We start from the raw sequence: 26,606 nt of genomic DNA, 5'->3' as shown, positions 1-26,606 counted from the left end.
TTGTGCTGGCGAGGCTGTCGGCCTCGCCGCATTACCACAGCTCTCTCATCAGGATCAGAACCTCCTGAACGCGCAGACTGGCCGGAAAGATCACCAGCACGAAGAACAAGGGGCCGCCGACGAGCAACATCGGAAACAGCGCCTTGACGCTGCGTTGCTGCATCCCCTTGCGCTGGCGCTCGCTCTGTTGGCGCGCCAGCTGGGCGGCAAAGGCTTCCAGCACATCATGCAAGGGGTTGCCCATCCGGTTGCCCGCCACCAGCAACATGGCGAACTGGTGCAATTCGCGGCTGCCAGTGCGCCTGGAAATTCGCGAGGCGGCTTCCTTGAGCGACAACCCGCCTTCCAGTTCTGCACTGAACAGCTCGAGCTCGAAGGCCAGCGGATGGGCAGGCGGCAGTGCCTGACGAGCAGCCTCCCGCAACGATGCGGCCAGCGACAGGCCATGGCGCTGATACGCCAGCGAGACAGCCAGCAGATGGCCCAGCGCCGCGGCGATGCGTGTCTGGCGTTCACGCCGACGCTGCCCCAGCCACAGATGCGGCAGGAGGATTCCCATCAGCAGGCCCGCCAGACCGCCAAGCCCCGTACCCATAACGCGCAGGACCAGCAAGCCCAGCAGAACGGGCAACATCAGCTGGAATACCCACCACCAGATCACGCGACGCGACTCCAGCCCGGCCTGACGCATGCGCCGACGTGGCGTGAGTGAGCGGCCTTGTCGGATGTAGTCGGGATTGCGCAACAGCTCCTGCAGCACCTGCGCGATGCCGCTCTGCTCCAGACGAACCTTGAAGGTGCTCTGCAGGGCCAGATACAGCGCCAGCAGCGCGCCCAGCACACACAGGATGATGATGTCCGGCAGGTAGGCGTCGGGGAGCGACCATGACGGCAGCGAGGCAAGGACATTCATGGCTGCTTCCTCATCATGTGACGCAGCCAGGCAAAGCCCAGAATCTGGCAGCACACGGCGCCCAGCAACAGCACGCTGCCCAGCGGGTGCTCCAGCAGCAATCTCAGCCAGTCCGGCTCCTTCCAGAGAATGAAGGGCACGATGGCGTAGGGAAGCAAGGCAATCACCAGCAGGGAGTAGCGCGCACCGGACAGTTCGGTACGCAGCTGACGGCGCATCTGGTAACGCTCATGCAGCGTGGGCAGCAGGGAGGGCAGCAGGCTTGCGAAGCTCATGCCACGCCGCTCGGCGCTGATCATCGCCGCCGTGAACAGTCTGACGCTCTCGCAGGGGTAGAGGCGCAGCATCCGCTCGCAGGCCTCGTTCAGTGACAGTCCCATGTCCAGCCGATAGACAAGCTGCATCAGTTCGCGGCGTGAGGCCTTGAGGGATGATGCCCCCGCCAGGCGCAGCCCGTTGCGCAGGTTGTCTCCCAACTTCAGGCTCGCTTCCAGCATGTCCAGCGCCTGGATCAGATCCCCCTCGAAGCGGAAGATGCGCCGACTGGCGAATTCATGCAGCAGGAAGCCGACCAGCAACAGGCTCGTCATCAATGCCAGTGAGGCAAGCAACAGGTTGCCGGGGAACCAGCCGAGGAAGATCACGAAGATCATCACGCTGCTTCCCCACACGCCCGCCACGAACAGCACCGGCCGCATGCTGATGTCCAGCAACGCCAGCAGACGCTCGAGACGTGGCATCTCTCGGCGGTGCATCAGCCCGAGCGTGGTATCCGCGCCCATGAAACGCTGCGCCCTGATCATGCTGATGATCAACCACAGGGCAGACAGCGCGATGCAGACCAGCAGCAGGATCAGCATGTCAGTTCCCCTGCGGTGACGGGCCCTGGCACCAGCCATCCCTGACACCGCTTGCCAGGGAGGCCCCGCGCGATGCCAGATGCGCGAGGAAGGCATCCAGCACCTCCGGGTCGGCCTGATAGGCGTCTTCATCACATGCCTCACCGGCCGGCATGCCTGCACGACGCTGCAACAGCTCACGAGGACGCGCCTCACCCAGCCAGGCCAGGCTGGCAAGCTGACGGTGGCCGTCGGCATCGCGCTCGAGATGCACGATCAGCGCCCCGCTCAGACGCACCATCTCCTCGATCACCTGACGGTCCGGGTGAGCACTGCTCATCAAGGCCAGTGCCAGCATGCGCACAGGCACATCCAGCGCGCCATTGGCATGCAGGGTGGTCAGGCTGCCGTCATGCCCCACCGTCATGGCCTGCAGCATCTCGAAGACTTCACCACCACGTGCCTCGCCGACGATGATGCGGTCCGCGCGCATCCTCAATGCCGCGCGCAGAAGTTCCCCCAGCCCCTGTGGGCGCGGCGTGTCTCCGGCGACGGGATAGCTTTCCAGCCTGACGACATGCGGATGCTGCAGATCCAGCTCGGCGCACTCCTCCACGCTCACCAGCCGCTCGCGCGCATTGATGTAACCGGCCAGATGGTTGAGCAAGGAGGTCTTGCCGGCCCCGGCACCGCCACTGATGACGATATTGAGCCGAGCGATCACGGCCGCTTCCAGCAACGCCAGCAGGCCCGGACTCAAAAATCCGCTGTCCACGAGCCTCGCCCCGGTGAGATGGTGCCGGCGGAACCGGCGAATCGAGACGAGGATGCCATCGGGGGTCAGGGGTGCGCAGACCGCATGCAGACGACTGCCATCGGCCAGACGTGCATCCACGATGGGGTTTGAGGCATCCAGGTGCTTGCCGAGCGGCGCGATCAGGCGCGCGACGAAGCGCTGCAGATGCGCCTCGTCGTCGAAACTGAGTGAGGTGGCCTCCAGTCGCCCGCCTCGATCCACCCAGATCTCATCAGCGCCATTGACGAGGATGTCACTGACGCTCTCACCGCTCATCAACTCGGTGAGCGGACCGAAACCACAGAGATCATTGGTCAGACTGGCCAGCAGTCGCTCGCGACTGGGCCCATCGAGCTGGATCTGGTACTCCTCGCAGAGCACGGTGAGCGAGGAGGCCAGGCGCTGCTTCACCCCTTCCAAGGCAGTCTGATGATCCCCCTCCAGGTCACCCTGGCGAGTCGCAAGGCGACGATAACGCACGGCCTGTCCCTGCTCATCGGCCAGACGCGTGACCAGTACGCGCTTGAGACGATCCATGATCTCGGGCGCGATCAAGACACGTGTTTCAGCAACTGAGACCTCCTCCACTTCGCTCACCGCGAGGCGTTCAGCATCCTGTGAGGACGCTCGACCACGTCGCATGCGTGACAGTGCGCCGTTCATGAGGAAATCCTCATCCCACCAGCCGCTGCCTTCAGGGCATCGCCCCGACAATGCCCTGCCGTCGCCAGGCGCAGCAGATGGGCACGTGCCGGTTGATGGTCCTGCCTGCGGGCCAGACTGGCATCGAACTGACGGCAGGCGTTCGCCAGATGCCCCTGCGCCTCATTGATCAAGCCACGGTGATACTCCACCCGCCAGGCCGGCGCCCCGAGACGCGAGGCCAGCGTCAACTGCTGCTCGGCATCGTCATAACGCCCCTCGACATAGCCCACCGCCGCCAGCCCTTCATAGAGACCGGCATAATTCGGGTGCAGCAACATGCCACGTTCAAGCACGTTGCGCGCCAGGGTGGTGTTGCCCTCTTCCAGCGCCAACTGACTGCGCAGCACGAAGGCCTCCGGCGGGTGCGAGGGCCCGATGCTCATCTGATCGAGGAAGAACTGGGCCTTGTCTCCACGTCCCGCCGCATGACTCAGCAAGGCATTGAAGTACAGGACTTCGGGATTGCGCGGGTACTCGACGTGCAGCCGCTCCGCTTCCCGCAGCAGGCGCTGGCAATCCACCATCGGGCTTGCCACATCCTCAAGCTCCAGACAGGTTCGGCCCTGCACCATCAACTGCTGATAGCGCTCGTTGAGGTACTCGAGGCGATCTCCGGCATCCGGGCGAGACTCCCGCATGCTGTCGATGGAGCCACAGCCAGCCAACCACCCCACCATCACGCCCAGTACCCCAAGACGACACACGGATTCACGAATGTTCATGACGGACTCCTCAACGCGAAGATGGCAGACGACTCAGCGGCATGTCGGCAAGACGGCTGGCACCATCCGGGAAACTCCACTGGGCGACTTCATTGATCGGCTCCCGTATCAAGGTGGGGGTCACGATGATGACCAGCTCCTTGTCGACATCGGAACGATTGAAGGAGCGTGTCATCCAGCCGAGCAGCGGGACATCACTGGCGCCAGGCACGCGGTCTTCCTGGCCACTCATGTCACGCGAGACGAGTCCGCCCAGAATCAGCGGCTGCCCGTCGCGCAGGCGCGTGGTGGTGCGCAGGCTGCGCACGTTGAAGGCGGTGCTGTTGAGTTCGGAGCCGGTGCTGTCGGCAATCTGCTGAGTCAGCAGGGTGTCCGGCGTCGAGATGGTGGGCAGCACATCCAGCGTGATGCGATCATTCTCGTCGACCAGAGCACGCACGCTGAGCTGGACCCCGAACGACTTGAAGTCAGTCCCGCTGAACACCCCGTTGGTGTTGGCGCCCAGGGTGTCATCCTGGCCCACGCCGGAAGGCGCGAAGGCGGAGGGAACCGGAATCTCGCCGCCGACCTGGAAGACCGAGCTCTCGCCGGCCAGTACCGTCAAGGTCGGACGCGACAGCGTGCGCGAGATGCCTTCGTTCTCCATCAGGCTGAACAGCAGGTCAAAGGCGATGTCACTGCCGCCGATCTGCAGGTTGTTGATCAGGGTGCCATCCAGAATCTGCAGGGCATTCTCGAGCCCCGAGGCACCGGCGGCGCCGGTCTCGCCCAGCGCCAGCGGACCACTGGCGTTGTAGCCGTTGGTCATGATGCTCAGGTCCGGACGCCAGGCCTTCATGCGCGAGCGATTGACCTCATGCATCTGGATCGCCACCCGTACCTGCGGCACGTCACGGACCTCGATCATCGAGATGAGGCGCCCGCCCGCGATGGAAAGCACCTTGGAGCGGGCGATGTTGTTGCGGATGTTGTTGCTCAGGCTGCCGCCACCACCGACACCACTGCTGGAGGTGATCGAGCCTCCATAGCCCCCGGCGCGAGCGTTGTCCCCCATCAGCGCCCCGGACTCATCCGCCAGCACATCGATCCCCGCATCACCACCGGCCAGCGGACTGCCCCCGACGACGCGGGCCGCGACGTTCAGAATCCGCGTCAACGCCACCTGATCACGCACCTCGCCTTCCAGCAGGAAGGTATCGAAGAGATCATTGGGCATCTCACCGAATTGCAGCCGCCTGACCGTGACCTCCTCTCCCCCCAGCGACGCGATGGCCTCCTTGAGCTTGTCGGCAATCGGCTTGGGCTTCTGGGTCACCTTGATGAGGTTGATGACCGGGCTTGCCATGCTGGTGCTCATGCCCATCGTCTGAGCTCCTGCCGGCAGCCCCATGGCGGCTGCGGGCTGGGCGGCGCCACGCTGACCGGAGAGCAGGTAATCCATCGCGGCCTGCTGGGCGGCCTGGCGATAGTCTGCCGTGGGCACCTTGCCGCGCATCACCAGTACAGGCCTGTCCGGGGCGGAATGAATGGAGATGGAGGGGTGAATCTCGCGCAGCGCACTGCCCAGGACACTCAGATCCGGGCTCACGCTGAACAGAAAGGATTCGTTGCTGCCATCGGCGTACCACACCATCACCGTGGTACGACCGACTTCCTTGCCCAGCATCAGGACTTCACGGCCGCCGATCACCTCGACCTCGATGATGCTCTGCTTGCCGACGGCAATGCGTTCGATGTCCTTGCCGAAGGCCAATCGCGCGTGCGTCCACTGCACCAGAGTGCGCGAACGGGAACTGCCGCTGCTGTAGGCCGTATCCACATTGACGAGTCCGGCGGCAGGGAGATCACTGCCGGCCAAGGCCGGCTTTCCCACGGCAAGGGGAGCATTGTCCATCTCGGCCGCAATGACGAGGTGACTTGTGCCGGCACTGAAAAGTGCCAGGCACAACAGGAGACGAGGGGTCTCGGGAAGAAGAGTGGAAAGCTTGTTCATGGGCGCTCCGGGGTAAGGCTGATCTCGAGGATCACGCCGAGACCGCTGATCCAAGAAAGACGTTTTCGGTATTCCTTTCACGAATCGTCGGGCATCAGATGAGGAAAAAGCCCTGTCTCCACCAGCGGAAATCCTACAGCGTTATGTCCACGCTTCGACGCTGCAATCCCTGGAAGATCTCGATTTGACGCGTCTGAACGGCAGGTGCGATTGGCAAGCGATGTTTGACCTCCTTGCCATGCAATACCAATGACACTCTTTCCTGGGCGCCCAGACTTGCAAGCCGGAAGATATCCTCAGGAAGAGCCGCGATGACCAGGCCGGATGTCTGACTGGAAGACTTGCCGATGACCTGAGGTGACAGCGATGAAAGGGGGCTACTCTCCACCGGAGAAGGCTGCGGATTGTTCATGGTACCCATCAGGCGAACCTGCTGTGCGATGACACGGACTCGCCCGTTCAGGCTACCGATGACATCGAAGGTATCACTGGGTTTTATCTGTGAGACGGGGAAGGAATGGCTCGCCATGGGGAGCGAGAAAAGTACTCTATCCTCAGGAATGTAGTGCGAGAGACTTTGACGTTTCACCGGCTGGAGATCCTGGGACTGGATGACATCCCCCGGCAGACGATTGCGCGTCATGACCTTGCCGATTGCCATGCTCATGTCCTGCAACCCTCCTGCCACATCCTTCATCATCTTGAGCTCCAGCATCTGAGGGGTGACGATCTGCCCTCGAGCGATGAGATCGTTGGCCACCAGCACCTCTTCAGCCCCCACACGCTCGTACTGCCGATACCCCAACAGGCTTGCCATCGAGGTGGATATCAGGAAAACGACCATGGCGATCGTCGTGCTGCCATTGAGACGAATGTTCATGGCATCCTCCGATATTCAGTTATGGCATGGCGGGCGGGCCGGGCATCCTGACGCTGATACCCGACCCGTGACGATGTCGATTACGGAGTGAAGCTGCTGGCACTTGCTGCATCATCCGCAGCGCCACCCGTACTTGGCCCGGAGCCATTTGCAGCGCCGGACTCGGTGAAGTCGACCGCCACGAAATCAAAGGTGACTTCGTCACCGGCATTGGTATCGGTACTGTCAATGAAGCCCGAACCTTCCAGGAATGCCGTACCTTCCGCGTTGACCAGACCATCAAATGCATAGGATTGATCCAGCTGCCCGATCGCCTCCGCGACATCCTCCATTTCCGCCGTCAATGAATCTCGCATGGTGACAAGTCCTACCACCATGCCGATGACCATCACCGAGAGAATCAACACCAACTCGGTCGTCATCACGAAACCTGCCTGGGACTTCTTGGTTGTCTTTTTCATCTGAGAATCTCCAGTGAGGATATCTGCGTCAGCGTCGCTTTCCTGCCCGACAATTCGTGGCCACCGTCAGACTGTCATCTGCATCGTCTGCCCACGCCATGAAGACTAATGGATTCAGAGAGTTTCAACTGCAAACCAATGTGTCGCGCCATGCCACACCGGAAATGGCGTAGTCATCAGGCATGAAAAAGGCACTGTGCGAATCGCATCAGTGCCTTTTTCGATCAATGTTGGCCGGCTTGGAAAGCGCCGCTCAGACGCCGTGAGGAATCACCGGCAGAATCGCCAGCCCCGTGTGCCGAGATGGAAATGATCACGATGTGCCGCGTTGTAATCTGGCCCCAGCACGGTGCCGAAGCTCTCGCAGGCAGCGTCCTGCACGGCGCGCAGGAAACGCCCCGGGGCATCCTCATCCTCTGGTGCCGTCCAGTCGCGTGGCAGGCGGACCTGACGCCCATCCGCCAGCGTGAAGCCTGAGACATCCAGCGCATCTGCGGTGGCATGCTCACTGCGACGTGCGTTCTCCCGCCCATAGATATTGCGACAGGCATAGCTCCCCAGATGGGTCACCTGCGTCACCCTACTCCCCATCACCTCCTGCGCCGCCGTCTGCAGGCCATGGCGCTCGAAACGCAACCAGCTCACGGCCAATGGACAGCTGGCGATGAAGGACTGGTTGAAGCGAACGCCCTGCCCCTTGTCCGTGTCCCCGGGCACGGCATGCATGCGCACGCTGTTGATGAGCCCACAGCCACTGTCACTGGGGCGATCTGGCAGAAAGGTCACCCGTTGCGGGGCTTCCCGCTCGACAAAGGCGCGACAGGCGGCCGGGTCATCGTCGAGTCGTGAGAGCTTCCAGCCGGTCAGCATGCCGGGCGGGTCGCCCAGTTGCAGAGGCGTCCACGGCAGATGATGCGCGGGTATCCAGCGTGACAGCACGAGGATGTCCCGCTGAAGCGCGACGCCCAGCAGGATGACTGCCAGGCACATCAGCGTGACCCACCGGCCCTTGCGTCCTGCCTTGCGTTGCGGTCTGTCCATGACATGTCTCCTCTTCGTGGCTCGAGTCCCTCGTCGCCGTGCTCGGCTCTCGGCATGCCCGAGACATCTCCCATGCATGCCATATCAGAAACAGTGAAATGAAGGATGAGGCGCTGCCAGACACTCGCCTGTCCACTATGCTGGGCGCAATCCAGCAGAGCGGTCAGACGCACCCTGATCGGCCGCGATCCTCTGACTGCCTCTACACGGCAACGCGATTTCAGGAGCGAACATGACGACAGCATCCACCTCACGACTGGACAGGATACCGCTCTCGGTGCTGGACCTTGCCCCCATCCGAGACACCGGCAGTGTTGCCGAAACCTTCCACAATAGCGTCAGCCTCGCCCAGCATGTCGAGGCGCTGGGCTTTCATCGCCTGTGGCTGGCCGAGCATCACAACATCGATGGGATCGCCAGCGCCGCGACATCAGTGCTGATCGGCCATGTCGCCGGCAAGACATCACGTCTGAGAGTCGGCTCCGGCGGCATCATGCTGCCCAACCATCCCCCTCTGGTGGTGGCCGAGCAGTTCGGTACCCTGGCCACGCTCTATCCTGACCGCATCGACCTGGGACTCGGGCGAGCGCCGGGCTCCGATGGCATCACCATGCAGGCGATGCGCCGCGATCCCTCCGCCGGCGTGCACGACTTCCCTCAGCGGCTGGCCGAGCTTGAGCAGTACCTGGGCGAGGCCTCCCCCGCTCAGCGCGTCAAGGCCATGCCGGGTCAGGGCACTCATGTGCCCCTGTGGCTGTTGGGGTCGAGTGATTTCAGTGCACGCCTGGCGGCCGAAAAGGGACTGCCCTTCGCCTTCGCCGGCCAGTTCGCGCCCGGCTACATGCTGGAGGCCATCCGGCTCTATCGTGAGAACTTCACGCCCTCCGCGGTGCTGGACGCGCCCTACGTGATGCTCGGCCTGCCGTTGATCGCCGCCGAGAGCGATGAACGCGCCCACTTCCTGGCCAGCACCCAGCAACAGAAGTTCCTGAACCTGATCCGCGGTGAGAGCACGCGCGCCTTGCCACCCCGCGAGACGCTGGACTGGTCAGCGCGTGAGGAAGCCATGGTCGGCCAGAATCTTGCAGCCGCCATCATCGGTGGGCCTGAGCGCATTCACCGCGAACTCGAGCACTTGCTGGAAGTGACGCAGGCGGACGAATTGATGTTCAACTCGGACTTCTATGACCACGCGGACCGTCTGAAGAGCTACGAGATACTCGCCGAGGTCGCCAGGCGTTGACCGAAAGGGGGGGCCCCACCACGCTTCACCCTCCTGCCCCACACAAGACGCCGCCCACATGACATGTGAGCGGCGTCTTGCTGTCAGAGCACGGGCTCGGCTCAATGATGATCGCGCGGGTTCACTCGGCGATTCTTGACGTCCGGTGCACGACGGATGCGGTCTTCCTCGGCCAGGCTATCAGCCTCGAAGACATCCGCACCGACCGGTGTCTCGCCATGACGGCGATAGAGCTGGCTGAGCATCTGGCGGCGGTCTGCACGCAGCTCCTTCACCAGCACCACGATCATTCCGTAAAGAATGAAGGTGAAGGGCAAGGCCGAGAGGACCGAGGCCGACTGCAGGCCCTTGAGACCGCCCGTCGAGATCAGCGTCAGACAGATGGCCGCGATCAGCACGCCCCAGACCACACGCTTGTAGAGCGGCGGGTTGATCGAGCCGGCGTCCGTCATCTGCGCCACGATATAGGAAGCGGAATCCGCCGACGTCACCAGGAACACGAAGATCAGCAATATCGCGACAACGGACAGCACATTGCTGAAGGGCATCAGATCGAACATCTCGAACAGCGCGGACGTGATGTTGGCATCCGTTGCGGCAGCCAGTCCGACATCCCCGCCCAGCTCCATGTTGAGCGCCGCGCCACCGAAGACACCGATCCACAGACAGGCCAGCAGCGGCGGCACGATCAGCACGCCCACCACATATTCCTTGATGGTACGTCCCCGCGAGACACGCGCCACGAAGGTGCCGACGAAGGGTGACCAGGCGATGACCCATGCCCAGTAGAAGACGGTCCAGGAACTGTTCCAGTCATTGCCGTCATAGGGTGACATGCGCAGACTCATGCCGATGAAGTTCTGCAGATAATCGCCGATCCCCAGCGTGATCGTCTTGAGGATATCCAGCGTCGGCCCGGTGAACAGCACATAGAGCATCAGCGCGATGCAGATGCTCATGTTGAGGTTGGACAGCCGCTTGATGCCCTTGTCGAGCCCGGACCAGGTCGAGGCCATGTAGGCACAGAACATCACCCCCATGATGATGAACTGCCACTGCCAGCTCTCCTCCACTCCGAAGACGAAGTGCAGACCACCATTCATCTGCAACACACCAAGCCCCAGCGACGTCGCGACCCCCATCACGGTGGCCACCACCGCAAAGACATCCAGAACTGGCCCGTAGCGGCGCACCTTGGGGTGCTTGGCCGTCACGGACGACAGCACCGATGAGACCAGCCCCGCCTGCCCTTTCCTGAACTGGAAATAGGCGATGATCAGCCCGACGACCGAGAAGGCGGCCCACTGATGGACGCCCCAGTTGAAGAAGGCATATTGGATGGCGTAGCGCGCGGACTCAGGCGTCTCCCCCGGCATGTCACCGAAGGGAGGCTTCAGATAGTGCTGCATGGGCTCTGCCATGCCGTAGAACACCAGCCCGACCCCGAACCCCGCCGCCAACAGCATGCTGACCCAGGAAAAGAAGCTGTAGGAAGGCCGGCAATCCTGCGGCCCGAGACGGATCTTGCCGTATTTGCTCAGCGCGAGGCTGACCAGAAAGATCACGAAACCAAAGACGGAAATCAGATAGAACCAGCCGAACATGCTGGTCACGGCGCCAAGCGCCTGATCAGCCAATTCACCGAAACGGGTGGGGAATCCTGCCCCCAACGCGACCAGACCCAGAATGATGATGACTGACGCGCTGAATACGCGCTTTCCTCCAGATGTCATATATCGCTACTCCCTGTTAGCTGTGACAGCGGTGAGGTGGATCGCGCACCAGCGAGAAACGAGTAGCGCTATCGCCAACGAATATTCGCAGTGCCTTGTAGACATGACTCTGATTCCCCAGAACTTCAAGGGCCAGCGACGGAAAACTTGCGTCTGGCCGGCGCTGGGTGCGCCGAGGGGCAGGCAGATGACGGGTATCATCTTGATATCTGAAAGCGGTGTGAGAATTCATGGCAGGCGAAGCTTGCCAGATGATGCCTGACAGCTAGCTCATGACAGCCGGTTTTTGGCAGGCGGCTCCTGACAGGCATTGGCGAGCACGCCGAAAGACTTCTACATTACTTGTACACAAGTGATAGAAAGATGACCTGCCACGGAGAGAATCCCCGATGCCTGTTCAAGCCTCCACCTCGCGCCACACGGCGAATACCGAGACTGCCACCCTCCCTACAACGCCCCCTGGCACGCTGCATGTCAGCTCACCTGCCGAGCGGCAGGCTGAGGCCAGCATGACGCTCGACTCCCTGTCGCGCGCCCTGCAACAGGGCATGGTGCCGGTCGTCGAGGTCATGTCATTGGATGGCATCTACAAGGTGCGCATTCACCACTGCCATGGCATTTCCGATCTGACTCGCCTTGATGGCAAGGCCCTGTGGTTCAAGGGCACGGGAGAGATACGCGACCTCATGAGATCGCGGGGCATCAGTCACGGCGTGCTGACCTGGGCGGATCAGTGGGGGGATGAGATGATCGGCATGGTGTCGCGCTCCCTCACTCAGGAGGAATTGCTGGCCTGGGGAACGCGGATCTGCTTTCGCTAGCGATGACACGCCCAACGCCTCGCAGGCTCTGTGGGGCTCTCCGGCAAGCACGCCCTTCTGCCACCAGCTCCTGCTGCCAGCTCCCACTGCTACGTCACACGACAAGACAGGCCCCCGGAGAGACTCCGGGGGCCTGTCTTGTCGTCTTGCTTTCTTGCGTCACCCTCGCGTCACTCTTGCATCACCCTCGCGTCACCCTCCCGCCGACGCCGCTGACCTCATCTGTCGACACCCAGGGATAGACACCGAGGGATGGACACTGGCCAGGCTCAGACCTCGGCCGCTTCTGGCGCAGCCTCGGGATGCCTTTCCAGCAGCGCCAGCAGGTGGGCCTTGCGTGCCTTGAACAACTCACGGTGCTCGTAGTCTCGCTTGTAGGTCTGCTTGGAGACCACGGCCGTCTCGAACACCTCGAATGGTGCACCATTGCTGGCGAAGCGGTTGTCCAGCGCCATGAACGCCTCGATCAGAGAGGGCGTGTAGTGCTGACGCAGGCTCTCGTTGAAGAAGTAGCCCACCGAGAAATACGGCATGAAACCGTGGCGCTCCGCGTCCCGAACGAAATCGGCATACAGCAGCGTGGGATGCTGACGCCCGATCCCCAGCTTCGCGTGATTCTTGGCACGATTGGACACGAACACGGCCGTCTGGCGTGGCTGGAACAGATGCTCCACGAACAGTGCCAGAACCCGCGTGACCAGCGGGGACCCTTGCCGGGCGGCGATGAACCAGGCTTCCACGGGCCGGCTGGGCGCCTTGTGCTGACGGAAGGTGAAGACGCCATGTCTGGCGGTGGCGCCGGGCAACCATGTCTCGAGCGGCGCCAGGCAGAACGTCGTGGCATCCGCCCAGATGCCACCGAAGCGACTCAACAGATAGAGTCTGAGAACATCCGTCTTCATCGCCATCGACAGCCTGACGGTGGATAGCTCGAACGCCGCCATGAGGTCCACGCCCAGCACCTGCTCGAGATTGTCAGCGTTCAACAGGCGCACTTCGTGATCTGGATTCTGTCTCTGCCAGGATGCCACGCTCAACTGCACCACTTCCGGCGCCTCTTGTAGCGGGGCATGCCAATACATCCAGATGATCTTCTCGACGCCCTGCTGCTCTTCGCTCGCCTGATGTCCGCTCGTCTGGCATTCGCACGCGGCGCGCAGATGCTCAAGCGCCGCAGAGGCTTGCTGATGCCGAGGGGTGCCGGGCTCAAGCTGGTCAATGCCGTAATGGGCGTCGTAGCGACGACTGAACCAGGGGACACGCTTGCGCAGCCAATAGCCCTTGTTTTCAAAGGTATCACTGGCAATGAAGGCGTTGATCATCAGGATTTCCGAAAGACGAAGAGGTAGCTCCAGAAGCCACGAGGGAGCGATGAATGGACAGGACTGCCGGCATCTCGACACGCGACGATGTCAGGCACAGCGGCTTGCGGCGCTGTGGCGACACCCTTGTGACGCTTTTTCGATGACGGCACTCCCGCGATGTTACAACAGCCAGCCAGTGCCGTCCTGCGGGTTCATGATGTCAGTCGTTCACCTCGGACGGCATCGTGTCATGCCGGCTCCTGCATCTGGTGGCCTGCCTCCCGGCAGCGTTCGGGGAATTCCTCCCAATGCTTGATGAGCTGCCAGGCGCCGGTATCCCGCAGCACCTCGGCGTGGCCCGGCGGAATGTGGCTGGCCCCCAGATGCCCCACGACCTTGAGACCCGCAGCCACGGCTGCCTGCATTCCCGTGCGGCTATCCTCCACCACCAGGCATTCCTCGGCGGAACGACCCAGCGTCTTGAGGGCGAGCAGATAGAGGTCGGGCGCCGGCTTGGGGTTGATGACGTCATCGGAGGTGAAGATCGGCAGTTCCCGGTCGCCATTGGCCGCGGCGATCTCGTCCAGAATGCCACGCAGTCCCGAGCTCTCGAGATTGATCTTCATGCGTGAGGCGGAGCTGTTGGACACCACCGCCAGGGGCAGGCGCTGATCGCGAATCCACTCGAGCGTCTTCACCACGCCCGGCATGGCCTCGAGGCCATTGGCGAGACGCTGGTCCACCTCCAGACGAACCTGCTCCAGGGCATCGGCCGGCAGGCGATGCTGACTGCGGCCTTCCAGGTCCACCAGGATGTCGCGCGTCATCATCCCCAGGCAGCGATCCAGCTCATGCTCGATCTGCTCGCTCGTGCCGAGATCCGGCAGCCACAGCGGCAGCTTCTCCTTGAGCACGCCGTCGGCAATGATCTCGCTATCGACCAGGACTCCATCACAATCAAATATCAGCTGTTTCATTCAATCTCCAGGCAATCAAAGGGAGGTGCATGGCATCGGCCTGTCACCCGAGGGGGCTTGTCAGGGCAACGATGATGCCATGACAGTCATCATTTCCCTCATTCATGAGGGCGGAGGCGACACAAGGCAATCCTTGAGCACGAATTGCCGTGTTCCGAACGTCACCATCGCGCATCCCTTGACCTCGCCAAGCAAGATGCACTGCAATGAGAAGGTGTGACAGGGATTCTCACTTACTCGAGACGACCACGCAGGAGGAAGTATGCATCATCGTACGTCCACCCCATGCCATCACGCCTCACACTCCACGCGCGGCTTCGGCACTGGCCTGCTCGCTGGCGCGGCCGCGGCGACCGCCTTCTTTCTGGGACGCCGTCTGAACAGTGCTCGCAAGGTCAGCAGTGGCCATCCGCTCAAGCACCAGGTGCTGGACGCGGCCTCGCAGGTCATGCAGCGCAAGTACCCGATGGAAGCGATGAGCACCTACCTCAACGGCTTTCACCATTACGCCGATGACATGGGCCGCCAGGTGGAAGCCAGTCATTTCTGCATCCACCTGGAACATGATCTCCACCAGTGCGTCATCTTCGATTCCAACCGCAGCGACGCACGTCTGATCGGGATCGAGTACATCATCAGCGCCGAACGTTACGAGCGTCTCCCCGAAGAAGAGAAGCCGCTCTGGCACAGCCATCACTATGAGGTGAAGTCCGGCATCCTGGTGGCTCCGGGCATCCCGGAACTGGCCGAGCGCAGTTACTTCGAGGATCTGGTCACGACCTACGGCAAGACCTTCCACACCTGGCAGATCGACCGCGACGACTTCCCCTACGGGATTCCGCAACTGATGATGGCCTTCACCCGTGACGGCCAGATCGACGAGGAGCTGATGAAGCGCCGCGATGAACGCCTGGGCATCAGCACCGAGGAGCGCCGCCGGAAGCGTGCGGATATCGCGATGCCCAAGGTCAGTCCGAAGGCCAATGGCGGCCCGACACCGCCTGACAGCGAGTCGCATCAACCGCCTCACGAGAGCCTGGACGACCAGCGCTGACCCTCTCTCGACAGCGAATGACGCGACTCATGACAGGGCGCCCGGCAATTGCCGGGCGCCCTGTCATCTGCGCAAACCACTCGGGGTGGCTTCTTCTCGGCACCGCCTCGATCGTGGCGGTCGTGCTGATCGTCGCTCTGGTCGTCGTGCTAATCGTCGCTCTGGTTGTCGTGCCGCGGTTTTCCCTCACGTGAGGTGGAGGCCATCTTCTCGAGTTCCTCCTCGCTCATGGAGTCGTACATCGAACGCGCCGCGCCCTCCAGCTCGCTCGCCTTCTGCTCTCCCCGGCGCGCGGCCAACGCCGCTCCTGCTGCCATCTGCTGTGCCCTGGACTTGGCTGGCATGACTCTCCTCCCGTCACTCTGGATGACTTTCATGCGCCATGATCGGCGCCAGCGAGCCTGACGCGGTGACTCGCTGTCATGCTCATTCACCGCCATGCGGCTCTCCCGCGAGCTTTTCAAGCCTCGACAAGCCTTGAGTTTCGCCCCGCTGACCCAAGGCCATGAACAACAGGCCACGTCTTGTCAGCGATGCGCCAGCCACAGCGTACCGCTCCTCCATGCAAGCGCCGCTTGCCATCCATCGATGGGCCCCGTTCACCCGCAGGAGAGCCGCCATGCCCAACGCCGAATTCCCCCACGACCTGACGCCACATTCCGCCCAGGATGACCTGACCACCCTGGACGCCGAGCAGCTGTCGCGCGGCTATCAACGTGGCCAGTTCGACCCGCTGCAAGTGACACAGGCAGTGCTAGCCCGTATCGAGCGACTCAATCCGGCGGTCAACGCCTACGTGCATGTCGCGCATGACACGGCGCTGGAGGCGGCGCATCACGCCAGACAGCGCTGGCAGGCGGGCAAGCCCCTGAGCCCGCTCGATGGCATCCCGACCTCGCTGAAGGATCTCACCGATGTCGCCGGCATGCCGGCGCGCGAGGGCTCGCTCACCACGGTAGCCACGCCCTGTCAGCAGGACGCCCCTCCGGTGCGGCGCCTGCGCGAGGCAGGCGCGATTCTGCTGGGCAAGACCAATACCCCCGAGTTCGGCTGGAAGGCCGTCACCGACAACCGCGTGCATGGCGCCACCGGCAATGCCTGGAATACCGCGCTGACCCCGGGCGGCTCTTCAGGGGGTGCGGCCACCGCCGCCGCCCTGAACCTGGGAGTCCTGCATCAGGGCGGGGATTCCGGTGGGTCAATTCGCATTCCCGCCGCCTTCAGTGGTGTCTTCGGCTTCAAGCCCACCTTCGGCTGGACAGCCCAGTGGCCTCCCGCCCAGGCCGCGTCCCTGTCCAGTATCGGGCCGCTCACCCGCAGCCCACGCGACGCCGCCGCCATGCTCAATGTCATCGGCCGTCATGATGCACAGGACCCCTACGCCACCCGCGGACAACCCGAGGATTGGGGCGTGGAGATCGGCACGCCACTGACAGGCCTGCGGATCGCCTACTCCCCGCGCCTCGGGCAGGCCGATGTCGACCCCGAGATCGCCAGTCGGGTAGCACGCGCCGCAGAGCGTCTGGCAGGGCTTGGCGCCGAGATCGTGGAGGTCGATCCCCCCATCGACTCAAGCCTCGAGATCTTCCGCAAGATCTGGTTCACCGCGTCGCTAGGGGTCTGGAAAGGCTGTGATGCCCGCCAGCGCGAACAGCTCGACCCCGGCCTGGTCGAGAATGCCATGCGTGCCCGCGACTGGACCTCGCTTGAGTTGTTCGAGGCCTTCGAGGCCAGGCACCGGCTCACCCAGCAGCTTGAGCGCTTCCATCAGGACTACCCTCTGCTGCTGACGCCAAGCGTCGCCGTCCTCCCCTTTGCACTGAATCATCAGGTGCCGCCCGCCAGCCAATGGCACGACTGGGAGGAATGGACGCCGTTCTCGTACCCCTTCAATCTGAGCGGCCAACCCGCCGCCTCGGTCCCCTGCGGATTCACTTCGCAGGGACTGCCGGTCGGCTTTCAGCTGGCAGGCGCCAGGCACGCTGACGTCCATCTCCTGAAAGCAGCCACCGCCTATATGGACGCCTACCCGACCGCGCACCCCGCCGAGCCCTACCGCCCGAGGTGAGATCGCGCGGCCGCACTGGGTGATCGGCGACCTTCACAGACGACAACGCCCGCCACTGCCCCTTCATCAGGGGCGGTGGCGGGCGTTGGCATGTGATGCCTGTCACCCAGGCAAGAGGCAATTTCCGGGGCTATTCAAGGGGCTAGTTCAATACGCCATGCAAAAGGCGATTCACATGACCACGGCCCCGCGAACTCACCCGATTACTTGAGCGAATCCTGATTGCCGATGCGGGCCATCATCTCGGTGAACATCTGGATGTCCAGCAGCAGATTGTCGACACGCTTGAACTCTTCAGAGGTATGTCCGGTATAGGTCTCGCCCGGCATCGACGGCCCGAAGTTGATCGCATTGGGCAGCAGCTTGGCGGTCGTGCTCCCCGCCGAGGAACGCGGTTCGGCATCGAGTCCCGTGGTATCGCCGAAGATGTTGAGCAGCGTCTGGAGCCAGGCACCGCTGGGGTCACGCAGCATCCAGTCGCGAATCTCGACGTTCAGCGCCACGTCCATGCCCTGCTCCTTGGCATAGGCTGTGAGCTTTTCCTTGATCACCTGGCTGAGTTCCTCAGGCGACTTCTCGCCCGCCGGAGCCCGCACGTTGACCGCGACACGCAGCGCGTCGTCCTCCTTCTCCAGATAGGTCGGCGTCACCTTGAGCGGTCCCATGAAATCATGGGAGTAGGCGATGCCCAGCAGCTTGCCGTGATAATCCAGCCCGTAATTGTCATTCAGGTAGTGCACGGCATCTTCATAGGCACTGTCCTGGAAATCGATACCGGAGGTGGCCAGCAGTCCCGCCAGTCGTGTCACCGGATTCACGCCATTGGCCGGTGCCGATGAGTGGGCCGACTTGCCCGTCACCGTGACGATGACATCCTCGCCCTTCACTTCACTGGCGACGCTGAAATCCTTGCCGTGCTCGTTGACGTAACGGCTGCCAAGCGCTTCCAGCTTGTGGTTGAGCGCCTTGGCGCCCGCGGCATCACTGGCGTGCAGGGTGGCGACGGAGCGCTCGGGAATCTGGTTGGTCGCAAGTCCCCCCTTGAAGGAAGTGATCGCCGGCAGGCCATCCGCCGCCTGCCCCGTCTGTGTCTCGCGTGCCAGCGGGAAGCGCGCATCGATGGTGCCGAAGCCATTCTCGGCAGTGATTGCCGGGTAGCCGCTGTCCAGCACGATGTTGTATTCGGGCAGCGCGTTGTGCGCCTTGTAATAGGCGAAGCCCTCACCGCCGGTCTCTTCCGTCGTCTCGATCATCAGGCGAATGGTGCGCTTGACCGGCACCGCGTTCTCCTTGAGAGACTTCATGGCATACAGCGCCGCGGCGATGGAGGCCTTGTCATCCTCGGTGCCACGCCCGTACAGCTTGCCATCGATCTCGGTGACCTCGAACGGATCCAGGTGGGTGCCATCCTCAAGCGTCCAGCCCTCCTGGTCCGCCGGCACCACATCCCCGTGGGTGAGAATGCCGAACACATCCTCCCCCGTCCCCTTGAGCTCCACCTCGAAGACACGGTCATCCACGTTGCGGAACGTCAAGCCGAATGCCTCGGCCTTGTCCTTGATCAACTCACCGAAACGCGAGATCTCGGGGTTTTCATGCTGGGGTTTCTCACCGACCTTGAAGGTCGGGATCGCGACCATTTCCTTGAGCAGCTCCTGGACGTCATCGCCATACTGCAGTCGGTTGTAGACCCCCAGCAGGCGATAGACGTTGACGAAGTCATCCCCCTCCAGCGACTCGCCGGCCAGATAGTGGTCAATGGCGCCGGAAACCGCGCTGTCTTCCTGATTGCGTTCCGCGACCTGCTTGAGGAAACCGTTGAAGTCTGCCGCCAATGTCTCCTGCCCCTGCTCGACCAGACTGGCCAGCTGCTCATGCTTGAGCGTGTGCTCGCCCTGCGGCGCGCGCTTGCCAGTGTCATCGGCTGCCATCGGCTCATCTGCGCTGACAGGCAGCGCGCTGCCAAGCCCGAGCGCCAGGCCCAGCGCAAGGGCTGTCTGACGGGAGGTGGCGTGAGTGGCTATGCGGGTACTCATGGGCATGTGCATCCTTGTGTTGGGCAGGTATCCACGTCATCAATGGCCTGACGGCAGGAGGTGGGAGCAAGCCCCTCACCGACCTGCGCCATCAGGCGGATCCCGCGACATCGAGACGCTGTCATCGGCCACGCCGTCGAACATGCTGGCCGTGACCTGTTCCTTTAGTGAAACACAAAAAACTTATACATAAACACCTCATATATTGAGCCGAGGCTGGCCAGCCCCTGCACACCTGAGACTCATGGGCCCTTCCCTTGCGCGTGGTCAGTTCCAGCGCTTGAGCAGAATCTCGATGAACAGCTCCGCGATCGGTGACAGCGACTCACCGCGACGCCGCAGCAGGCCAATGGTGCGATCAATGCGTGGCTCGGGCAGCTCACGCTGACACAGCACCTCGTGCTCCGGCCCGGGCATCGCCATCGACGGCAGGATGGCGACGCCAAGCCCGCTCTCGACCAGCCCCAGCGAGGTCGAGAGATGCTGGACCTCGTAGAAGCCGTCCAGATGCAATCCGGCGGACAGCAGGGTGTTGTCGAGCAGAATGCGGTTGCCGCTATCGCGGGAGACGGTGATCAGGCGCACATCATCCAGATCGCTCCACTCGACGCGCTTTTTCTGTGCAAGCGGATGGTCGCGACGCAGTGCCAACACGAAGGGATCACGATAGATGGAGGTGAAATCCACTGCCGGGTGGTGGGCACTGACCATATTGATACCAAAGTCTGCCTCCCCCGAGACCACCCTTTCGACCCCTTCATTGGCACTGACATCCAGGATGCGAATCCGGATGCCGGGGTAGGCGGTGTTGAACTCGCGCACCACGCTGGGCAGGAAGTAGAAGGCTGCCGTGGGCAGGCAGGCGATGGTCAGCACCCCCTTGCGGTGGGTGGCCAGCTCGCGAACGCCCACCAGAGAGGATTCGTAATCTTCGAGCAACTTGCGGGCTTTTGGCAGGAAATCACGTCCAATTGGCGTCAGTCGACTTCTCCGCGTCGTACGCTCCAGCACTTTTGCACCGAGCACTTCCTCCAGTTTCTGGATACGGCGCGACAGGGCCGGCTGCGAGATGTGCAGTCGCTCCGCCGCTTCATTGAAGGAATGATTCTCGGCCACTTCGACAAATGCCGACAGATCCAGAAACTCCAATCTATGCATGCAACTATCCTATTGATTCATTATTCGGATTAATGCGTGTAATGGTGACAGTATAGTTTTTATTTGCATTTGATGCATAGATCATCGGCTGTGATGCTTCAGAAAGGCGCAAACAGACAGGAGCGCGTTCCAACATGATGCATTCACTTCCTTGCATGATCCTACGTGGCGGTACCTCTCGGGGCCCCTTCCTGCGTCTGGATCACCTCCCCGCCGATGACGACGGCCGTCGCGAAGTCCTGCGCCAGGTCATGGGCTCCGGCCACGCATTGCAGATCGATGGGCTGGGCGGCGGCAATTCGTTGACCAGCAAGGTCGCCCTTGTCGGCCCCTCCACGCATCCTGAAGCGGATATCGACTATCTGTTCGCCCAGGTCGATGTGGAGGGCGACAAGGTCGATTTCTCGCCGAACTGCGGCAACATGCTGGCCGCGGTCGGCCCCTATGCCATCGAGACCGGCATGATCCCGGCAAAGGGTGACCTGACCCGTCTGCGGATTCACAACCTCAACACCGGCACCCTGATCGACAGCCAGGTCCCGACACCCGATGGTCGCGTCGCCTACCAGGGCGACACGCGCATCAGTGGTGTGCCCGGCGCCGGCAGCGCCATCAAGCTGGGCTTTCTGGGCGCTGTCGGTGCCAAGACCGGCAAGCTGCTGCCCAGCGGTCAGGTCATCGACGTGATCGAGGGCGTGGAGGTGACCTGCCTCGACTCCGCCACGCCGGTGGTACTGATCGAAGCGGCAAGTCTGGGCTGGGCAGGCAACGAAGCGCCGGCCGAGATGGACGCCAACCGTGACGCGATGGCACGCCTCGAGAAGATTCGCCTCAAGGCGGGGGAATTGATGGGCATGGGTGACGTCAGTGACTCGGTGCTGCCCAAGCCGGTGATTCTCTCCGCTCCGCGCACCGAGGGCGGCACCCTGTGCGCACGCTACTTCGTGCCGCATCGCTGCCATGGCGCGCTGGCCGTCACGGGGGCCATCACGCTGGCCGTCGCGACCAGTCTCCCGGGCACTCTGGCCAACCGCGTGGCGCTGGCCGCCGGCACCCTGACACCGGGGGCTCTGGCGGAGAAGGTGAAGCTCGAGCACCCAGCCGGGTTCCTGGACGTCGAGGTCGAACACGCCGATGGCGACCCGATGACCCCCAGCCGTGTGTCCCTGCTGCGCACGGCACGCAAGATCATGAATGGCGAGGTGTTCTTGAACCTCCCGGACTCGCTGGAAATGCCTGAACGCGCCTGAGCGCAGTCCGCGCGCGTGCAGGATCGCCAGGCTTTCACGATCGCATGTGTCTCAGCACCGACAACGCCTCGACAAGCGCGACGAAAGCACTGCAGAAGATTGATTTACAATGCATTTGATTGAAATGAAATGACCTCTCTGCGCCGCCATGCAGTTAGCGCATCACTGATTGACAACGCATTCCAACAATAATCAGGAGTCAGACCATGTCCCTCATCGTGTCTACGCCCAAACGCCATGCCCTCAAGCGCCATGCCCGCACCACCGCCCTGGCCGTCATGCTGCCCGTCATGGGCCTTCTGCCGCTGTCTTCCGCCGTGCACGCCGCGGCGGAAGTCCCTGACACCCTGACCTGGACCGTACCCTTCGGGGTCGGGGGCGGCACCGATGTCTGGGCACGCTTCATGTCCAACTGGGTGACCAGGAACCTGCCGGGCAACCCGGCTGTCGTCATCGACAACGTGCCGGGGGGCGGTTCCATCACCGGCGTCAACCTGTTCAGCAAGCGTGCCGGCGATGACGGCGACGAGATGGTCGTCACCTCGGCCTCTACCCAGTATCCGGCCATGCTGCGCGACCGCCGCGTGCGTTACGACTATGCCGACTGGGAACCGATCCTCGCCGCCCCGACAGGCGGTGTCGTCTATGCCTCAAGCTCGCTGGGCAAGGACAGCGCCAGTGCGCTCAAGGCCCTCGCCTCCCAGACGGTGAAGTTCGCCGGCCAGAACCCGACCGGGCTCGAGATGCCGGTGCTGATGGCGTTCGATCTGCTCGACTTCCAGGTTGATCCGGTCTTCGGCATGAAGAGCCGTGGTGAAGGTCGCCTGGCCTTCGAGCGTGGCGAAGTCGCCCTCGATTTCCAGACCACCTCCGCCTACAGGAGCAACGTCACGCCGCTGGTCGACGCCGGCCAGGCCGTGCCGCTGTTCAGTCTCGGCGTGATGGATGACGAAGGCCACATCGAGCGCGACCCGTCCTTCCCGGACCTGCCGACCTTCTCCGAGCTGTATCTGGCGCAGGAAGGCCATTCACGCGATGACGAGGCCTATCAGATCTTCCACAAGTTCTTCGCCTCCGGTTACGCCATGCAGAAGATGCTGCTGGTGCCGAAGGGTGTCGATCCAGCACTGCTGGAGCAATACCGTCAGGCGGCACGTGACATGGCCAAGGACCCCGAGTTCCTCAAGGAAGCGGCGGTGAAGGTCGGTCCTTATGGCCTGATGGTCGGCAAGGCGGCAGCGGCGCGGTTGCAAGACGCCATGCAACTGAGCGAAACCCAGCACGAATGGGTCAAGCACTGGCTGATGGAACGACACGGTATTCGCCTGCAATCTCGTTGAAGCCCGCTGACGCTCTCCAGCGCCATGACGCTGGAGAGCGCAAGAAGCACCAGAGAAGAACAAGAGGTTGAGCAACGCCATGATCGACACCCTCCTGTCCAGCATTGGACACGTCTTCACGCTGACGCATCTGCTGTTCATGATGATCGGCATCTTCGTCGGCCTGCTGGTCGGCATCATCCCCGGCCTGGGCGGCATCGCCGGCATGGCACTACTGCTGCCCTTCCTCTACGGGCTCGACCCCGGTTATGCACTGGGCATGCTGATGGGCATGGTCGCGGTCATCCCGACCGGCGATACCTTCGCCTCGGTGCTGATGGGCATCCCCGGTTCCAGCGCGTCACAGGCCACGGTGCTTGATGGCTTCCCGCTGGCCAAGAAAGGCCAGGCGGCGCGTGCGCTGACCAGTGCCTTCCTGTCCTCCCTGTGTGGGGGCGTGATCGGTGCCATCATTCTGACCGGCTTCATCCTCGTCGCACGCCCCCTCGTACTGGCCTTCTCGTCAGCAGAGCTGTTCGTGTTGACGCTGCTGGGTCTGACGATGGTGGCGGTGCTGTCCGGCAAGAACCTGTTCAAGGGCACCGCTGCCTGCGGCCTCGGCCTGCTGGTCGGTGCCATCGGTGCCGCGCCGGCGACCGGCGAGTACCGCATGAATCTGGATATCGATTATCTGTACGACGGGGTGCCGCTGATCGTGCTGGGTCTGGGCATCTTCGCCCTGCCGGAGATCGTCGAGCTGCTGCTGGGACGTGGCAGCATCGCCAAGGACGGCAACACGGACCTGGGCAAGGGCTGGTCTGCCGGCATCAAGGATGTGGTCAAGAACAGGTGGCTGGTCGCGCGCTGCGCCGGGATCGGCAGCCTGATCGGCACCATTCCGGGTCTGGCGGGTTCCGTGGTCGACTGGATCACCTACGGCTTCGCGGTCAAGACCGCCAAGGACCCGAGCCAGTTCGGCAAGGGTGACATCCGCGGCGTCATCGCGCCGGAGTCCGCCAACAATGCCTGTGCCTGTGGCGCCATGGTGCCGACCCTGCTGTTCGGGGTGCCAGGCTCCGGGACGGCCGCCGTCTTCCTGGGGGGCCTGTTGCTGCTGGGCCTGGAGCCGGGCGTGTCGATGATCACCACCAATCTGGACATGACCTACACCATCATATGGTCTTTGGCGCTGGCCAATATCCTGGGCGCGGGCCTGTGTCTGATGCTGGCGCGTCCGGTCGCGCAGCTGACACGTGTGCCCTTCGCCATTCTGGCGCCGGCCATCACCGTGCTGATCCTGTTTGCTGCCTATCAGGCCAGTCGCTCGCTGGGTGACTGGGCCGCGCTGGGCATGATCGGCATGCTGGGCGTGCTGTTCAAGACGGCAGGCTGGTCGCGTCCGGCCTTCCTGATCGGCTTCGTGCTGGCACCGGGTGCCGAGAACTACTTCTATCAGAGCATGCAGTTCCACGGCGCCGAAGCCTTCCTGCGTCCGGGCGTGCTGATCATCCTCGGCCTGATCCTGCTGGCCTTCTTCCTGCCGGTGATCCGCAAGGCGATCATGCGTCGTCGCCAGACCCATGAAGTGGTCGAGACCGCGCCGTCCCCAGAAGAGGATGTGCTGGAATCACGCGGTTTCGGTGGCGTCGACTTCCTGCTGCTGGGCCTGATGGGGCTCGCCGGCCTCTGGGCGCTCTACGACGTCAAGGATTTGATGCCACTCGGCAAGGCCTTCCCGACCCTGGCCGCCTTCATCACGCTGGTCTCGGTGATCGCCGTGGTCTTCAACGGCTGGCGTCGCGGCATGATTCGCGTCCAGCAACCGGCCTTCAAGGCAGTGGGTGTGGTACTCGGCTTCTTCGTGCTGATCGGCGTCAGCGCACTGCTGGGCTTCGTCTCCACTGCCGTGCTGTTCTGTCTGGGCTTCCAGCTCATCGTCGCACGCAAGTCAGCGGCGTTCGCGGGACTCTTCGCCCTGGGCGTCGCGGTCTTCCTGCTCGGGATGCAGGCGGCCATGAATCTTCACTATCCGACGGGACTGCTGGATGACGTGGTACTGCCGATGATTCCCTTCCTGTAAGGCCTCTCGCGCCGCAGACAGCCACGCAACGCAGCGCAAGAGACACCTGGCAACGACAGGAGAACGGGCACCCTGAGGGTGCCCGTTCTCTTTTCACGCCCGACCATGACGGAGGCTGACGGTCAGCAGTGCTCAGTCAGCCCGCTGCGGCCGAGCCCGCACAGCCTGGGGCGAGAGCCCGAAATGACGCCGGTAGGCCGTCGCGAAGTTGCAGGCATGCGCATAGCCGACACGATGCGCCACCTGCTGCACACTCATGCCCTGCAACAATGCCTGACGTGCGCGCTGCATGCGACATTCGCGCTGATACTGGCTCAGCGAGCAACCATAGGTCTCGCGAAACTTCTGGCGCAGACTCGACGCGCTCATGCAGGCAAGCCGCGCCAGTTCCGGCAAGGCATGCTGACGCTCCGGCGCCATCTTCAGCCGCTGACGCACCGCCTCGAGATGCCGACACGTACTGCTGGATGTCTCCGGGTACCCCGGCGTCAGCCTCTCGTGAGCCCGTTTCTCTCGTCGATTGGCGTTCGGGGCTCGGCCGTCAGCGCCCCTGTCACGAGCGACCCGATCCTCGGACACCTGACCGGCATGACACTGCCGCGCATGCCGGCGGCGCAATGCACCTCCCAGCAATTGCAGGCCCAGCCCTTGCCATTCCAGCAGACAACATGTCTCACGAGTGTGCTCTGCACCGTCGAGGCGCTGCGCCAGACATTCCGCCAGCTGCTGACGAAGGCCTGACCCCGGCCGCCACCGGCGAGGCTGAGCCGGCCAGGGGGGCGAATGCAGATCCCACTCGGCAAAGCGCTGCAGGATGTTGTCGGACTGCTGACGTTCATCCTCGATATGCAGCACCACACACCGCAGCCGCCCGGGGAAGTACCCGACGTTCAGAGCATGCGGGGAACCCACCATCGGGGCACGAAAGGCGCCGCCTTCTCCCCGGGTGACATCGATCTGGACTCGCGCCTCTTCCGCGACCTTCTCGCTTGCACTCGACAAGGACTCAGGACACGGGCACGTGGCAGTTGGCGTCGCTGCCATGCCCGACAGCCTCAGCGTGCCTTCCAGTATCAGGCAGACATAGAGTCCTTCATGAAAGGGATGCACTTCCTGATAGCCGTCACGGATCGTCAGATCACACAGCACCAGACGCCCTCCGGGCCAGACCGGGATCTCCTGAACCCAGCCGGTGCTGTGTGCATAGCGGACG

22 protein-coding genes are annotated in these 26,606 nt (G+C 62.9%); 7 read left to right on the top strand and 15 right to left on the bottom strand.

Annotated elements, in window-relative coordinates:
* Positions 1-31: 31 nt before the first annotated feature.
* The 8 genes from BFX80_RS07655 to BFX80_RS07620 all read right to left on the bottom strand — a co-directional run bounded on the left by BFX80_RS07655 (position 32) and on the right by BFX80_RS07620 (position 8,350).
* Positions 32-913 (bottom strand): type II secretion system F family protein, encoded by an 882-nt coding sequence (locus BFX80_RS07655; protein WP_084208471.1) that lies wholly within the window; start codon positions 911-913, stop codon positions 32-34.
* Positions 910-1,773: a type II secretion system F family protein gene (locus BFX80_RS07650; protein WP_167592994.1), complete on the bottom strand. Its 864-nt coding sequence runs from the start codon at positions 1,771-1,773 to the stop codon at positions 910-912. The genes BFX80_RS07655 and BFX80_RS07650 overlap by 4 nt, the downstream gene beginning before the upstream one ends.
* 1 nt (position 1,774) lies before the next feature.
* Positions 1,775-3,211 (bottom strand): CpaF family protein, encoded by a 1,437-nt coding sequence (locus BFX80_RS07645; RefSeq protein WP_084208469.1) that lies wholly within the window; start codon positions 3,209-3,211, stop codon positions 1,775-1,777.
* Positions 3,208-3,975: a tetratricopeptide repeat protein gene (locus BFX80_RS07640; RefSeq protein ID WP_084208468.1), complete on the bottom strand. Its 768-nt coding sequence runs from the start codon at positions 3,973-3,975 to the stop codon at positions 3,208-3,210. The genes BFX80_RS07645 and BFX80_RS07640 overlap by 4 nt, the downstream gene beginning before the upstream one ends.
* A 10-nt stretch (positions 3,976-3,985) precedes the next feature.
* Positions 3,986-5,968: a pilus assembly protein N-terminal domain-containing protein gene (locus BFX80_RS07635; protein ID WP_084208467.1), complete on the bottom strand. Its 1,983-nt coding sequence runs from the start codon at positions 5,966-5,968 to the stop codon at positions 3,986-3,988.
* A gap of 133 nt (positions 5,969-6,101) precedes the next feature.
* Positions 6,102-6,848 carry an SAF domain-containing protein gene (locus tag BFX80_RS07630; protein ID WP_084208466.1) on the bottom strand — a complete coding sequence of 249 codons (747 nt, stop codon included), beginning with the start codon at positions 6,846-6,848 and terminating at the stop codon, positions 6,102-6,104.
* An 80-nt stretch (positions 6,849-6,928) separates the two neighbouring features.
* The gene (locus tag BFX80_RS07625; protein WP_084208465.1) at positions 6,929-7,309 is read right to left on the bottom strand and encodes a hypothetical protein; all 381 of its coding nucleotides are present in this window, start codon (positions 7,307-7,309) and stop codon (positions 6,929-6,931) included.
* Between the two features lie 270 nt (positions 7,310-7,579).
* Positions 7,580-8,350 carry an extensin-like domain-containing protein gene (locus BFX80_RS07620; RefSeq protein ID WP_084208464.1) on the bottom strand — a complete coding sequence of 257 codons (771 nt, stop codon included), beginning with the start codon at positions 8,348-8,350 and terminating at the stop codon, positions 7,580-7,582.
* 232 nt (positions 8,351-8,582) lie between these two features.
* Here BFX80_RS07620 and BFX80_RS07615 point away from each other — a divergent pair, with 232 nt between their 5' ends.
* A complete protein-coding gene (locus BFX80_RS07615; protein WP_084208463.1) occupies positions 8,583-9,593 on the top strand; it encodes an LLM class flavin-dependent oxidoreductase in 1,011 nt (336 codons plus the stop codon).
* Positions 9,594-9,694: 101 nt separating this feature from the next.
* Here BFX80_RS07615 and BFX80_RS07610 read toward each other — a convergent pair whose 3' ends face one another.
* The gene (locus tag BFX80_RS07610; protein ID WP_077371258.1) at positions 9,695-11,326 is read right to left on the bottom strand and encodes a BCCT family transporter; all 1,632 of its coding nucleotides are present in this window, start codon (positions 11,324-11,326) and stop codon (positions 9,695-9,697) included.
* A gap of 389 nt (positions 11,327-11,715) precedes the next feature.
* On the opposite strand from BFX80_RS07610, the gene BFX80_RS07605 reads away from it, so the two are divergent.
* A complete protein-coding gene (locus BFX80_RS07605; RefSeq protein WP_240499705.1) occupies positions 11,716-12,147 on the top strand; it encodes a hypothetical protein in 432 nt (143 codons plus the stop codon).
* 269 nt (positions 12,148-12,416) lie between these two features.
* Here the strand turns inward: BFX80_RS07605 and BFX80_RS07600 are convergent, their stop codons facing one another.
* Positions 12,417-13,469 (bottom strand): capsular polysaccharide synthesis protein, encoded by a 1,053-nt coding sequence (locus tag BFX80_RS07600; protein WP_084208461.1) that lies wholly within the window; start codon positions 13,467-13,469, stop codon positions 12,417-12,419.
* 230 nt (positions 13,470-13,699) lie between these two features.
* Complete coding sequence (locus tag BFX80_RS07595) at positions 13,700-14,428, bottom strand: HAD family hydrolase (RefSeq protein WP_084208460.1); 729 nt, start codon at positions 14,426-14,428, stop codon at positions 13,700-13,702.
* A 262-nt stretch (positions 14,429-14,690) separates the two neighbouring features.
* Between BFX80_RS07595 and BFX80_RS07590 the strand changes: the two genes are divergently transcribed.
* Positions 14,691-15,482 carry an OBAP family protein gene (locus BFX80_RS07590; protein WP_084208459.1) on the top strand — a complete coding sequence of 264 codons (792 nt, stop codon included), beginning with the start codon at positions 14,691-14,693 and terminating at the stop codon, positions 15,480-15,482.
* Positions 15,483-15,631: 149 nt separating this feature from the next.
* On the opposite strand, the gene BFX80_RS07585 is transcribed toward BFX80_RS07590, so the two are convergent.
* Positions 15,632-15,826, bottom strand: coding sequence for a DUF3008 family protein (locus BFX80_RS07585; RefSeq protein ID WP_077371330.1), 195 nt, complete (start codon positions 15,824-15,826; stop codon positions 15,632-15,634).
* 275 nt (positions 15,827-16,101) lie between these two features.
* Here BFX80_RS07585 and BFX80_RS07580 point away from each other — a divergent pair, with 275 nt between their 5' ends.
* Positions 16,102-17,550, top strand: a complete 1,449-nt coding sequence (locus tag BFX80_RS07580) for an amidase (protein ID WP_084208458.1) — start codon at positions 16,102-16,104, stop codon at positions 17,548-17,550.
* A 203-nt stretch (positions 17,551-17,753) separates the two neighbouring features.
* Here the strand turns inward: BFX80_RS07580 and BFX80_RS07575 are convergent, their stop codons facing one another.
* Entirely contained in the window at positions 17,754-19,586 is a 1,833-nt protein-coding gene (locus tag BFX80_RS07575; RefSeq protein ID WP_240499704.1) for a dipeptidase, read from the bottom strand.
* A gap of 267 nt (positions 19,587-19,853) precedes the next feature.
* A complete protein-coding gene (locus BFX80_RS07570; RefSeq protein WP_084208457.1) occupies positions 19,854-20,744 on the bottom strand; it encodes a LysR family transcriptional regulator in 891 nt (296 codons plus the stop codon).
* A 134-nt stretch (positions 20,745-20,878) separates the two neighbouring features.
* On the opposite strand from BFX80_RS07570, the gene BFX80_RS07565 reads away from it, so the two are divergent.
* From BFX80_RS07565 to BFX80_RS07555, 3 genes are all read left to right on the top strand, one after another.
* Positions 20,879-21,994, top strand: a complete 1,116-nt coding sequence (locus BFX80_RS07565; RefSeq protein ID WP_205632751.1) for a 4-oxalomesaconate tautomerase — start codon at positions 20,879-20,881, stop codon at positions 21,992-21,994.
* 206 nt (positions 21,995-22,200) lie between these two features.
* Positions 22,201-23,334, top strand: a complete 1,134-nt coding sequence (locus BFX80_RS07560; RefSeq protein WP_084208456.1) for a Bug family tripartite tricarboxylate transporter substrate binding protein — start codon at positions 22,201-22,203, stop codon at positions 23,332-23,334.
* Between the two features lie 79 nt (positions 23,335-23,413).
* Entirely contained in the window at positions 23,414-25,393 is a 1,980-nt protein-coding gene (locus BFX80_RS07555; protein ID WP_084208455.1) for a tripartite tricarboxylate transporter permease, read from the top strand.
* 132 nt (positions 25,394-25,525) lie between these two features.
* On the opposite strand, the gene BFX80_RS07550 is transcribed toward BFX80_RS07555, so the two are convergent.
* On the bottom strand, positions 25,526-26,542 hold the full coding sequence (locus BFX80_RS07550; RefSeq protein ID WP_167592993.1) for a helix-turn-helix transcriptional regulator: 1,017 nt from the start codon (positions 26,540-26,542) through the stop codon (positions 25,526-25,528).
* Between the last annotated feature and the right edge of the window lie 64 nt (positions 26,543-26,606).

Origin of the sequence: Cobetia marina, assembly GCF_001720485.1 — a bacterium.
GTDB lineage: Bacteria > Pseudomonadota > Gammaproteobacteria > Pseudomonadales > Halomonadaceae > Cobetia > Cobetia marina.
Note: the sequence above shows the minus strand (reverse complement) of the source record. Positions and strands in the feature narration are given on the sequence as shown.

Excerpts from the sequence above, each read along its gene's own strand:
- BFX80_RS07590 (WP_084208459.1), top strand. The coding sequence starts at position 14,691 with ATGCATCATCGTACGTCCACCCCATGCCATCACGCCTCACACTCCACG.
- BFX80_RS07640 (WP_084208468.1), bottom strand. The coding sequence starts at position 3,975 with ATGAACATTCGTGAATCCGTGTGTCGTCTTGGGGTACTGGGCGTGATG.
- BFX80_RS07615 (WP_084208463.1), top strand. The coding sequence starts at position 8,583 with ATGACGACAGCATCCACCTCACGACTGGACAGGATACCGCTCTCGGTG.
- BFX80_RS07555 (WP_084208455.1), top strand. The coding sequence starts at position 23,414 with ATGATCGACACCCTCCTGTCCAGCATTGGACACGTCTTCACGCTGACG.
- BFX80_RS07635 (WP_084208467.1), bottom strand. The coding sequence starts at position 5,968 with ATGAACAAGCTTTCCACTCTTCTTCCCGAGACCCCTCGTCTCCTGTTG.
- BFX80_RS07625 (WP_084208465.1), bottom strand. The coding sequence starts at position 7,309 with ATGAAAAAGACAACCAAGAAGTCCCAGGCAGGTTTCGTGATGACGACC.
- BFX80_RS07600 (WP_084208461.1), bottom strand. The coding sequence starts at position 13,469 with ATGATCAACGCCTTCATTGCCAGTGATACCTTTGAAAACAAGGGCTAT.
- BFX80_RS07565 (WP_205632751.1), top strand. The coding sequence starts at position 20,879 with ATGATGCATTCACTTCCTTGCATGATCCTACGTGGCGGTACCTCTCGG.
- BFX80_RS07645 (WP_084208469.1), bottom strand. The coding sequence starts at position 3,211 with ATGAACGGCGCACTGTCACGCATGCGACGTGGTCGAGCGTCCTCACAG.
- BFX80_RS07595 (WP_084208460.1), bottom strand. The coding sequence starts at position 14,428 with ATGAAACAGCTGATATTTGATTGTGATGGAGTCCTGGTCGATAGCGAG.
- BFX80_RS07575 (WP_240499704.1), bottom strand. The coding sequence starts at position 19,586 with ATGAGTACCCGCATAGCCACTCACGCCACCTCCCGTCAGACAGCCCTT.
- BFX80_RS07560 (WP_084208456.1), top strand. The coding sequence starts at position 22,201 with ATGTCCCTCATCGTGTCTACGCCCAAACGCCATGCCCTCAAGCGCCAT.
- BFX80_RS07580 (WP_084208458.1), top strand. The coding sequence starts at position 16,102 with ATGCCCAACGCCGAATTCCCCCACGACCTGACGCCACATTCCGCCCAG.
- BFX80_RS07570 (WP_084208457.1), bottom strand. The coding sequence starts at position 20,744 with ATGCATAGATTGGAGTTTCTGGATCTGTCGGCATTTGTCGAAGTGGCC.
- BFX80_RS07630 (WP_084208466.1), bottom strand. The coding sequence starts at position 6,848 with ATGAACATTCGTCTCAATGGCAGCACGACGATCGCCATGGTCGTTTTC.
- BFX80_RS07605 (WP_240499705.1), top strand. The coding sequence starts at position 11,716 with ATGCCTGTTCAAGCCTCCACCTCGCGCCACACGGCGAATACCGAGACT.
- BFX80_RS07650 (WP_167592994.1), bottom strand. The coding sequence starts at position 1,773 with ATGCTGATCCTGCTGCTGGTCTGCATCGCGCTGTCTGCCCTGTGGTTG.
- BFX80_RS07610 (WP_077371258.1), bottom strand. The coding sequence starts at position 11,326 with ATGACATCTGGAGGAAAGCGCGTATTCAGCGCGTCAGTCATCATCATT.
- BFX80_RS07655 (WP_084208471.1), bottom strand. The coding sequence starts at position 913 with ATGAATGTCCTTGCCTCGCTGCCGTCATGGTCGCTCCCCGACGCCTAC.
- BFX80_RS07585 (WP_077371330.1), bottom strand. The coding sequence starts at position 15,826 with ATGCCAGCCAAGTCCAGGGCACAGCAGATGGCAGCAGGAGCGGCGTTG.
- BFX80_RS07620 (WP_084208464.1), bottom strand. The coding sequence starts at position 8,350 with ATGGACAGACCGCAACGCAAGGCAGGACGCAAGGGCCGGTGGGTCACG.